This window comes from Candidatus Megaera venefica, assembly GCF_034554655.1.
Lineage (GTDB): Bacteria > Pseudomonadota > Alphaproteobacteria > Rickettsiales > Rickettsiaceae > Megaera_A > Megaera_A venefica.
The window spans coordinates 1-10,649 of record NZ_JARJFB010000056.1 but is presented as its reverse complement, the minus strand read 5'-3'; the positions used below and the strand labels follow the sequence as shown (position 1 = coordinate 10,649).

Genomic DNA, 10,649 nt, shown 5'->3' with positions numbered 1-10,649 from the left:
ATGGAAAAAGTTGGCAAAGAGGGCGTGATCACAGTTGAGGAAGCTAAAAATTTCGGTTTTGAAGTTGATGTAGTGGAAGGAATGATGTTCGATAGGGGGTATATTTCTCCATATTTTGTTACCAATTCTGAGAAAATGATAGCTGAGCTTGATAGTCCATATATTTTGATTTTCGAAAAAAAGCTTTCGAGTTTACAACCAATGCTTCCAGTGCTTGAAGCGGTAGTTCAGTCATCGAGACCACTTCTAATAATAGCTGAAGATGTAGAGGGAGAAGCTCTTGCAACTTTAGTTGTTAATAAATTAAGAGGCGGTTTGAAGGTGGCAGCAGTTAAAGCTCCAGGATTTGGCGACAGAAGAAAAGCTATGCTAGAAGACTTAGCTATACTTACCGGTAGTCAGTTAATTAGTGAAGACTTAGGCATGAAGCTTGATAATGTAAGTCTTTCAATGCTAGGTAGTGCTAAAAAAGTTAAGATCTCAAAAGAAGATACTGTAATTGTTGATGGTGCTGGTGCGAAAGTTGATATAGAAGCGAGATGTTCACAAATTCGTCAACAAGTCAGTGAGACAACTTCTGATTATGATAAAGAAAAGCTACAAGAAAGGCTAGCTAAACTAGTTGGTGGTGTTGCTGTTCTAAAGGTCGGCGGTGCAACAGAAGTTGAAGTGAAAGAAAGAAAAGATCGTGTAGAAGATGCGCTTCATGCAACAAGAGCAGCTGTAGAAGAAGGAGTAGTTGCTGGCGGTGGTGCAACTTTGTTCTATGCAGCTAGAGTACTAGAAAATCTAAAAGCTTTAAACGAAGATCAGCAAGCTGGGGTAAATATTGTGAAGAAAGCAATGCAATCACCTATCCGTCAGATAGCAGAAAATGCTGGAGTTGATGGAGCTATTGTGGTTGGTAAGCTTGAAGAGTCTAAGTCAAATACTATGGGCTTTGATGCTCAGAGCATGGAGTATGTAGACATGTTTAAAGCTGGTATTATCGATCCAACGAAAGTGGTAAGAACTGCTTTAATTGATGCTGCATCAGTTGCGTCGTTGATTATTACAACAGAAGCGATAATTATCGCAGATCCAACGGTAAAAGAAGATTCACAATCTGGTGGCGGTATGCCTAGTGGTATGGGAATGGGTGGCATGGGTGGTATGGGATTCTAATCAGTTTACCATTACTACGTTTTGATAGAAATCCGCGCTTATTAAATATAGGCGCGGATTCCGTATTTAAGATGATATCTAAATCAATGGATAATGTTATTCATGTTCTCAAGTGTAAATAACGCCTATCTTTTTTCTAAAAATATATATGAAAATCCTAAAAAAAATTGTTCTGCCGATACTTGTAGCAAGTTCTATAATCTTTAACATGGCTCCAGCGTTTGCTGCAAAGTCAAGAAAGAGCCCACTTAGAAGTTTTGGCGACTATATGCAAATAATAAATCCAGTTTTTGCAGGTAGCCTTGCTTCACAAGAAAAAGGATTTGGCCATTTTGCTTTGATCTATGGTCAAACATGGGTGACTATGCATAGTGCCAAACTAATAGCTAATAAGGGTAAGTGGCAACCTAGCAAGAGGCCTAGCATTGATGGTAAAAAGGATCGTTTTGATGGTATGCCTTCAGGTCACACCGCTTCGGCCTGGGCAGCGGCAGCTTATGTGAGAACTTTTTCTGAGAATTATAAATATATCTCCATTCCTTTATATGTAACTGCTGCGGTTACTGGGTATAGTAGAGTAAAAGCAAAAGAACACACTGTAGGACAAGTCATAGCAGGGGCTGCTCTCGCTGAGCTTGTGACATACATTAATAGTAAATTGGACTGGAGCAATGAGTACCGATCTACCAATTTCTATTTTGGCGGTAATGAGCTAACAGCAAGCTTTCAGTTTAGATTGTAATATAACCTGGGAACTTAATAGAGTTAGGCTACTCGCATGTTATCCTTAATCAAGTTCAGGATGACTTTTTCTCGTGCGTAGGGCACATAGACTATTCATGGCAAGCTTTTACACAAACACTATTGTGGATTATCTTACCCATAGTTTAGGTTGTAATATATTCACTTATGATAAGGATGATTGTCCAAAATAGTTTGGGCTCGGTATATTTGTTCAAGCAGTATCACTTTGACAAGCTGGTGTGGGAAGGTCATTTCAGAAAGGCATAGTTTTATGTTTGCTGTTTTAAGGATGATTTCATCAAGGCCAAATGCACCACCAATAATAAAATCTATTGATTTACCAAGCATCATTTGTTTAGCAAAAACAGTGCTAAAACCCTCGCTGCTGATTTGTTTGCCAACCAGATCAAGGACCACTATATATGATCCGTTGGTAATTTTAGCTCCAATCTGCTTGGCCTCATCTTCTTTTATTTCTGCGGGGGAGGGTTTTTTTGAATGCTGAAGCTCAGTAGTTCGTATTTGCCAACCGATCATTTTTTTATATTTATCAGCTATTTGGCTAAGCTCACCAGAAAGTTTTCCAACCGAGATAATTTGAATTTTCATTAAAGGTCAAGCAATAAACGCTCCGGATCCTCGATAGCTTGCTTTACTTTGACCAAGAAAGTAACCGCATCTTTACCATCAATTACCCTATGATCATAGGAAAGAGCAATGTACATCATTGGACGTATTTCTACCTTACCATTTATAGCCACTGGCCTTTCTTGCGTATTGTGTAGGCCAATAATTCCAGTTTGAGGTGGATTAATAATTGGTGTTGATAATAGCGAGCCATACACGCCGCCATTGGTAATTGAAAATGTTCCACCCGTAAGGTCGGACATTGAAAGTTTACCATCTCTTGCTTTTACTGCTAAAGATACAATTCCCTTTTCTATTTCCGAGAAATTCATTCTGTCAGCATTTCGAACAACTGGGACTACAAGTCCTTGCTCTGTTCCAACGGCTACGCCTATGTCATAGTAATGCTTATAAATAATGTCGTCACCTTCCATTTCGGCATTAACTGATGGAACTTCTTTTAATGCATTGATCACGGCTTTAACAAAGAAGGACATAAAGCCAAGCTTCACCCCGTGTTTTTCTTGGAAAGAATCTTTATATCGCGTACGAAGAGCAATCACTTTGCTCATATCTATTTCGTTGAAAGTGCTCAAGATAGCTGCGGTATTTTGTGAATCTTTCAAACGCTGAGCAATAGTCTTGCGCAAGCGAGACATACGGACACGTTCTACCGGTTTCTCATTACTATTGATTTGCGGTAACCCTGTAGAATTTAAGGGGGCAACAGCATTATTTAAAACATTAAGTACGTCTCCCTTATTAATTCTGCCATCTTTACCTGTACCAGTAATATTAGTTGGATTGAGATTGTTTTCAGTTACAAGCTTTTGTACGGAAGGTGGCATTGTACTAGTTACATCAACTTGTTTGTTTGATACGGGAACAGCTTGGATTACAGGCATAGAGGAAGCAGTAGTAACTGGAGCTGGTTGCATAGGTGTTGATTTACTTTCAGCTGCAATAGAGCCAGCTTTAATTGTGCCAACTACTTGTCCCACTGTGACTATTTCATCTTCTTTTTTATCAATAGATTCAAGTATACCCTCAGCTGAGGCGCTGACTTCTAATGTAACCTTTTCAGTTTCTAGTTCAAGCAAAAGCTCGTCTACTTTTACAGCATCACCCGGTTTTTTATACCATTTAGCTATTGTTGCCTCTGAAACCGATTCACCCAATGCTGGTACTACAATCTGAACGCTCATAACTTCACTCTCCAAAACTCAAATTTATTTAGCCTATTGTAAAAAGTTATTTTGCTTTACAAAAAATACTTTTTTTACGAATAAAATATAAGATTTTTGTCTTCAGGGCGGTCTTTGACAAAAATCAAATATATATTAAGAACTTATTTTAATATATAATTAGTAGTAAAATCTCCATAATTTTTATAGTGGATTAATTCTTAGTGCCTCATTAACAAGGATCTCTTGTTGCTTGTTGTGAGCATAAAGATACCCAACAGCAGGGGAGGCCGCTTCTGGCCGACCAACAAAATCAATAGGTTTTTTTATACCGGCTTCATGCAATACAGAATCCATATGAGGTCTTATAAAATTCCATGATCCCATATTTTTTGGTTCTTCTTGACACCAAACAAAACTATTTGCTTTTGCATATTTAGAAACAATAGTTGCAACTAGATCTTTCTCAAATGGATAAAGTTGTTCAAGGCGAATGATTGCTATATCTTTGATCTTTTTTTCTCTTCTTTCTTCAAGCAAGTCATAATAGACTTTTCCTGCGCAGAAGATAACTTTTTTAACATCACTAGCTTTAACATCAGTATCAATCTCATCAATTACCGGAACAAAAGATGTATTAGCATCTAGTTCAGATAGGCTTGATACAGCAAGTTTATGGCGAAGTAACGACTTCGGCGACATCACTATTAAAGGCTTCCTGAAAGTCCTTAGTACCTGCCTGCGGAGTAAATGAAAAATTGAGGCCGGGGTGGTAGGATAGACAATTTGCATGTTATCTTCAGCACACAACTGTAAGAACCGCTCTATCCTGGCTGAACTATGTTCAGGTCCTTGTCCTTCCATAGCATTTGGGAGCAAACAAACCAAACCACTCATTCTAAGCCACTTAGTTTCAGCTGAAGAAATGAATTGATCAAACATTATTTGAGCACCATTACAAAAATCACCAAATTGAGCTTCCCAAATTACTAAGTGATTTGGATTAACCAATGAATATCCATATTCAAATCCGAGCACCCCATATTCAGATAGGTTACTGTCTGCTACTTCAAAAAATGCTTGATCTTTTGATATGTTATTTAGTGGTTCGTATATTGATTTATCTACTTGTGAATGTAACACAGAATGTCTGTGTGAAAATGTTCCTCGCCCAGCATCCTGGCCAGTTATCCTAATTGGGATGTTTTTTTGTAATAAAGTAGCAAAAGCAAGCTGCTCAGCAGTTGCCCAGTCAATAGGTTGGTTATTATTAACTGTCTCAAGTCTCGAAGCAAAGAGCTTTTCAAGCTTATTATTTATTGGAAAAGACTTGGGTGTTGTGCATAAAATTTTGACTAATTTCTTTAACTCAAGAGTAGCCACACCAGTGATCAGAGAATTTTTATTATTTCGTTCAAAACCAGTCCATTTACCTTCAAGCCATTGAGCTCTGGGTTTGTAATTCTTAATCTGACTAAATTCTTCATCCAAAAATTCTTTAAATTCTTGTTTTAATTTTTGGTAATAACCCGTGTCAATTACTGACTGAATAACAAGTTGATCGGCGTATAGTGAAGCAGGGGTTTTTTTGTTTTTAATAACGTTATACATTACCGCCTGAGTGTACATCGGTTCATCACCTTCGTTGTGACCATATTTACGGTAGCACACAATATCAACTACTATATCCTTACTGAATTTGTTGCGGTAATTACAAGCTATCTTAGTGGCAAGTACTACAGATTCAATATCATCACCATTGACGTGAATAATTGGTGCTCCGACCATTTTAGCAACCTCAGTGCAATATCGTCCCGGTCTTGCATCCTCAGCATTTGCTGTAAAACCAACTTGATTATTTATGACTAAGTGAAAAATTCCGCCCACGTCATAAGGTTTTAGCCCTGACATAACTAAGCTTTCAGCGACAACGCCTTGCCCGCAGAATGCAGTGTCTCCATGGACTAAAATGCCAACCACTTTCTTGCGATCTCTTCCCTTGCAATCTTGTTTAGCTCTAACTTTACCTGCTACCACTGGATTTACAGCTTCAAGGTGAGACGGGTTTGGGGTTAGAGATAAATGAATTGTTTGACCGGTTTTGATCACCCTATCAGATGAGTAGCCCATATGATACTTTACGTCACCAGCTATATCTAGATCGTCTGGAAAAGCACTGCTGCCTGAAAATTCAGAAAGTACAGCACGATATGGTTTTTGCATAACTTTGGTAAGTGTAGATAGTCTGCCTCTATGTGCAAGACCAAGTACAGCTTCTTCAGCTCCAGAAATTGCCGATTCCTCTATCACGGTGTCTAGGCATACTATGGACGCATCACCACCTTCAATTGAGAAGCGCTTGGCTCCTGGGAATTTGGTATGGAGATATTGTTCGAAACCTTCAACTTCAACAAGATCTTTCAAAAATTTCTTTTTTTCATCGGCGCTAAACATACGATGAGTATTTGCTCTTTCGAGTTGATCGTATAACCATTTTCTCTCTTCGCTATTTTCCACGTGAGAAAATTCTGCGGCTAAATTGCTAGAGTAAGTTCTCTCAAGGATTTCTTTCAGTTCAGCAACAGAACAGTTCTTGATATCACTAAGCTCATTTGTGACATCAACATTCTGAGATAGGTTATTTTCTGAGAACCCAAAATCTTCAATATTTAGCTTAAGTTCGGCATGAGTTTTTTTTATCTCAAGACCAAGTGGGTCAAGGTTGGCAAGATAGTGTCCATGTTCTCTGTAAGCGGTAATCATAAACTTAGCTCTAAGTTTATTTTCTACCTCAGATAAGGTTTTAGAATCAGCACGAGCTGTTTCTTGTTTCGGCAAATCTTTGATTATAACCTTTGACGTGCTTTTGAATGAAGCTATGTCAGATTGCTGGCTAAAAAATTCAACCCAACTCTGGTCAACAGAAGAAGGGTCATTTAGATATTGTTGGTACAATTCTTCAATAAATACAGAATTAGCACCGAATAAAAAACTTGTCCGCTCAAAGTCTTTACTCACTATATTCCTCTCGCCAAACTAATAAGTATTATGTGAGTATTTTACCGTTGAACAGTAACCAATTGCAAGGATTTTTCTTACCAATCTCATATTTAAATTACATGGGTTTGATATAAAACAATATAAAAGGCGTTATAGTCTAACCTAAGATTTGATTTTAGAAATTAAAACAACCTAGGACTAAAATATTTTTCTTGTCTTTAATTAGGAGCTTGATTAAATTGAGATGATATAATTTAATATTAGAATGTTTTATGTCTAAACAACGAACTAAACAAAAAACTAAGCAACAACCTCCTCGTGATCATCAACACAGCGCATTATTCGATGAAATGACAGCAGATGAGGCGCTTATTGCTCAATGCGAAGCGACTACACAAGCATGGATAAAGCATAATGCTAAAATAGCTGAAGGAGCTGTGGATGAGATAAATGAGCTAGACAAGGCCTCTAAAAGTGAAACATTAGCAGCTGAAGAAGGTTTAGCGACAACGATTGAACAATTAAGAGCTTCTCTAGAAGAAAGAGATCAATTATTACGCGAGAAAGATAAACAAATAAGTGATTTGACTAGAGATTACAGGCAGGTCACGGAAGTTAATATTCAATTAGAAAAACGTTTACAACGTTTGGACGAAGAGAATGAAGGTTTAAAACAAGATAAATCGGATTTAAGAGACACTATATTAATTTTAAAACAACCTCAAGTTGAAAAAATACTTGTTATAAAGCAACCAGAGTATGATATACTAAAAAGTCAACTTGATAGTATTCAAAAACACGAAAACGGTCAGGATAGCCTATTATTGGGGGTGGATAATAGTGAGGTTGGTGAGGTTGTTTATAATCCTGAAACAATTGGATAATAGAACAAGAAGTTTTATAATTGGACTAAATAAGGTGTGAAAATCTTTTAGGTTGAATTTGTTAACAGCGCTATAATTATGAGTAATGCAATAAATTTTATACAGAATAGTCTATTGAATTGTAATATAGAATGTTAGCTTAAAAAACTTTGGTTGCTATTAATGCTTCTTAATCAGTTAAATTTCCTTCTGCTCTCAAGTGCAGCAGATATGGTGCCTTCATCAAGGTAATCAAGTTCTTTACCAATGGGTATACATTTGCTAGGCGTGAGATGTGGATTGAAATATCCCTGAAATACTCTGTGATAAAGTAAGCCGTAGTTTGACCTTCTAATGTAGAGTTGGTGGCGATGATAAGTTCCGATGTTTTGTTTTTATTACACCGTTCTAGAAGTTCTGGTAACCTTAAGTCATTTAGGTTACGATTGTTGGGTGCTGAAAATAGTTGCTCCAAAACGTGATACCACCACAAAATTTCCCTAAGTTCGATTGCTCAAAGCTCTTCTACAGTTGCTACAACTGCTATTAGGGAATCATTTCTAGATACATTTGAAAATACAGGACTATTAAGTAGACTGGCACAATTGGTTAAAGAAACTAGGGTTTAACAAAGGCTTTCTAAGACGAACGAAGACGCATTAGTTAATAAAAATTAATATATAATTGACTTTCTAATCCGTATAGCTTAATGTTATTAAATAATTATTTTAAATTACGGGCTTAATAAAATGTCAAAAAATCAAGAAGTATTAAACAATAAGTTAATGCAAGCAATTTGGAATAAAAACTTCGAAGAAGCAGAGGCTGCTATAGCTGAGGGAGCAGAAATCAATCCTAAAGATTCTTCTGTCACTCCGCTTACACAAGCTATTAATTCACAAAATTTTGATTTTGCTAAAAAACTTATATTAACTTATAAAGCGGAAGTAAATCTACAAGATACCTATAATAATCCATTATCGGCAGCTGTGAATAGGGGTAATACTGATATGGTTAGCTTTCTATTTGCAAATAGTGAAATTAATCAAAAAGCTATAGTTAATATTCTGCTGAATTTCTACACTATCTCATCAGAAGTTTTTGATGGTTTAATAAGCAAAGTAACTGATATTAATTCCCCTTTAGCTGCAATATCTAATTCAGTTGAAGAAGTTACTTTATTAGAGGCGGCGATTGTTAACCGTAATACAGAGCTTATAGGGCGGTTAGTAAAATTTGGTGTAGAAGTAACAGATTATCACTACAACTTGGCTGATAAAGAACTTTATTCAGATGCTGCATCTACCTTATTAAAAGCAGAATTTAGTAAGATTGAAAATAGAGAAAAACTTCTTCCTAAAGCCATAAAATACAATTCTGAGATAGCAGATCAATTATTATCGGAAGGAGTGAAAATTGATGCAACGGACCTTATGTCTAATTTAGCTGAAGCAGTGAAATTTAATAATACAAAGATTATTAATGTATTATTAAAGCATAGTGTAGAGGTAGACTGGACTGCAGCAGTTGATAAGGAAGGAAATAGCTTGTTGATGCTAATAGCAAAAAAAAATCCTTCTTTAATCAAGGAATACGTAATTCTTCAAGATAAAAGTGGCTTACCTATTTTTAAAATTAACCATGAAAATAACCAAGGTGAGAAATTGATAGATATTGTAAGGGAAAAAATATCTCTTGTTGGGCCAGAAAATGGTATAGAAATTATTAATTTACTTAGAGAATGTGGCTCTGATGAACCAAAAAATCCTGTAATAGTACAGTCAATCAAAATTGATGGTAACAACGTTCATGCTCCATTAAACGAGTGGGCAGTTAAAGAAAGGCAAAAAGAATTACATTCTAAATATTCTTCCAAAAAAATTGATATTGACAGTATCTTGGTAGAAATTACGGATAACCTTATGAGGTTAGTAGAATTTGCCGAAGAACAAGCAAAAATACCGGGAATAGTTGATCAAATATATAAAGATGCTGGGCAGTTTCAAGGAGCCTTTATCAGTCCAATTAGTGAATTAGCAATGGAAATAGTTGCTAACCCAGAGTTTCCAAAGAAATTTGTTGGTCTGATTTCTAACTTAAACGATTCTTCAGTACATTGTGTACACAACAATTCTTGGTATATTCCCCAGGAACTAGCTTATGTTTTTCTTGAGTGTAAAGAAAATGGCCATAGCATGGATCATTTTATTGCTAATTTAGCTAGGAGTATAGGTGCTCCGTGGGGAATGTTGGTTCACACATATAGAGTCCTTGACAGCAACAATATTTATACAGCACCTGAAGCCATTACTAACTTTGACGATTTTGTGATACAGAGAAAGGCTAAAGATCTTGCTGATTTAGTGGTAAAGTCTTTGCAAAACTCTGGAATATCTAATGAAATGTTACAAGAAGCTGTTAAGGGGTTCAATTACGATTTATTAAATAAAAAATCAGCAAAGGAATATAGCAATTCAACAGAATTAGTAAAAGGGCTGTTTTTTAAAACTTTCACTAATTTAATGACAGAAAATGGCAAGGACGTGTCTAAGATTTATACCTTAGACGCTCAAAATTTTCATAATACTCTTCTAGAGATGTTAGATGCATTCGAGTATGAAAATGAAAAGGATTATAATCTATTCTATAAATTACTAGCTAAAGACTCTCACGAAGGAGTATCTAATTCCAGTAATTCTTCAAATAAACCGGAAGGGCAACCTGAAACTTTTAATCTAGAAGATAAAATTCTGGAGTTAATTTTCCAGCAACAAGAACTTGTTGAAGGTATAACAGGTTTAATGAGGGAAAACATAGAAAAGTCAGCAGACCTAAATTGTTTAGAGAATGGTTATGGCTCAAAATACGATAATTATGGTGCTTCTATTCCTGGTAAAGAGGGCCTGATCAATATTGTTGTCTATAATAACAATAAATATGAATATAAGCTACATTCTGCCCTGTATTGCAAGAATTTCATAATTAATTTATGTAAAATTGTACAGAATAATTTTGGTAATATGGTTCCAAGTATGCTACGTGGTGAAGAGTACGATGCTTATAGTGG

7 protein-coding genes and 1 pseudogene are annotated in these 10,649 nt (G+C 36.1%); 4 read left to right on the top strand and 4 right to left on the bottom strand.

The genetic code is table 11. The features are described from left to right. Both groEL and Megvenef_RS04455 read left to right on the top strand, forming a co-directional pair. The coding region (groEL, locus tag Megvenef_RS04460; RefSeq protein WP_322776787.1) for a chaperonin GroEL at positions 1-1,164 on the top strand (1,164 nt) is incomplete at its 5' end. Between the two features lie 148 nt (positions 1,165-1,312). Further along, complete coding sequence (locus tag Megvenef_RS04455) at positions 1,313-1,906, top strand: phosphatase PAP2 family protein (RefSeq protein WP_322776786.1); 594 nt, start codon at positions 1,313-1,315, stop codon at positions 1,904-1,906. A 161-nt stretch (positions 1,907-2,067) separates the two neighbouring features. Here the strand turns inward: Megvenef_RS04455 and Megvenef_RS04450 are convergent, their stop codons facing one another. The 3 genes from Megvenef_RS04450 to Megvenef_RS04440 all read right to left on the bottom strand — a co-directional run bounded on the left by Megvenef_RS04450 (position 2,068) and on the right by Megvenef_RS04440 (position 6,737). Then, positions 2,068-2,517, bottom strand: a complete 450-nt coding sequence (locus Megvenef_RS04450) for a 23S rRNA (pseudouridine(1915)-N(3))-methyltransferase RlmH (RefSeq protein WP_322776785.1) — start codon at positions 2,515-2,517, stop codon at positions 2,068-2,070. Further along, complete coding sequence (gene odhB / locus Megvenef_RS04445) at positions 2,517-3,740, bottom strand: 2-oxoglutarate dehydrogenase complex dihydrolipoyllysine-residue succinyltransferase (RefSeq protein WP_322776784.1); 1,224 nt, start codon at positions 3,738-3,740, stop codon at positions 2,517-2,519. Before odhB ends, Megvenef_RS04450 begins: the two co-directional genes overlap by 1 nt. A 183-nt stretch (positions 3,741-3,923) precedes the next feature. Next, positions 3,924-6,737 carry a 2-oxoglutarate dehydrogenase E1 component gene (locus tag Megvenef_RS04440; protein WP_322776783.1) on the bottom strand — a complete coding sequence of 938 codons (2,814 nt, stop codon included), beginning with the start codon at positions 6,735-6,737 and terminating at the stop codon, positions 3,924-3,926. Between the two features lie 254 nt (positions 6,738-6,991). Here Megvenef_RS04440 and Megvenef_RS04435 point away from each other — a divergent pair, with 254 nt between their 5' ends. Further along, positions 6,992-7,603, top strand: coding sequence for a hypothetical protein (locus tag Megvenef_RS04435; RefSeq protein ID WP_322776782.1), 612 nt, complete (start codon positions 6,992-6,994; stop codon positions 7,601-7,603). 173 nt (positions 7,604-7,776) lie between these two features. Here Megvenef_RS04435 and Megvenef_RS09845 read toward each other — a convergent pair. Further along, positions 7,777-8,144, bottom strand: a pseudogene (locus Megvenef_RS09845) (toprim domain-containing protein); the annotation flags it as partial. Positions 8,145-8,331: 187 nt separating this feature from the next. Between Megvenef_RS09845 and Megvenef_RS04430 the strand changes: the two are divergent. Next, positions 8,332-10,649: ankyrin repeat domain-containing protein (locus tag Megvenef_RS04430; protein ID WP_322776781.1), on the top strand; the 2,318-nt coding region annotated here is incomplete at its 3' end.

Excerpts from the sequence above, each read along its gene's own strand:
- odhB (WP_322776784.1), bottom strand. The coding sequence starts at position 3,740 with ATGAGCGTTCAGATTGTAGTACCAGCATTGGGTGAATCGGTTTCAGAG.
- Megvenef_RS04450 (WP_322776785.1), bottom strand. The coding sequence starts at position 2,517 with ATGAAAATTCAAATTATCTCGGTTGGAAAACTTTCTGGTGAGCTTAGC.
- Megvenef_RS04455 (WP_322776786.1), top strand. The coding sequence starts at position 1,313 with ATGAAAATCCTAAAAAAAATTGTTCTGCCGATACTTGTAGCAAGTTCT.
- Megvenef_RS04435 (WP_322776782.1), top strand. The coding sequence starts at position 6,992 with ATGTCTAAACAACGAACTAAACAAAAAACTAAGCAACAACCTCCTCGT.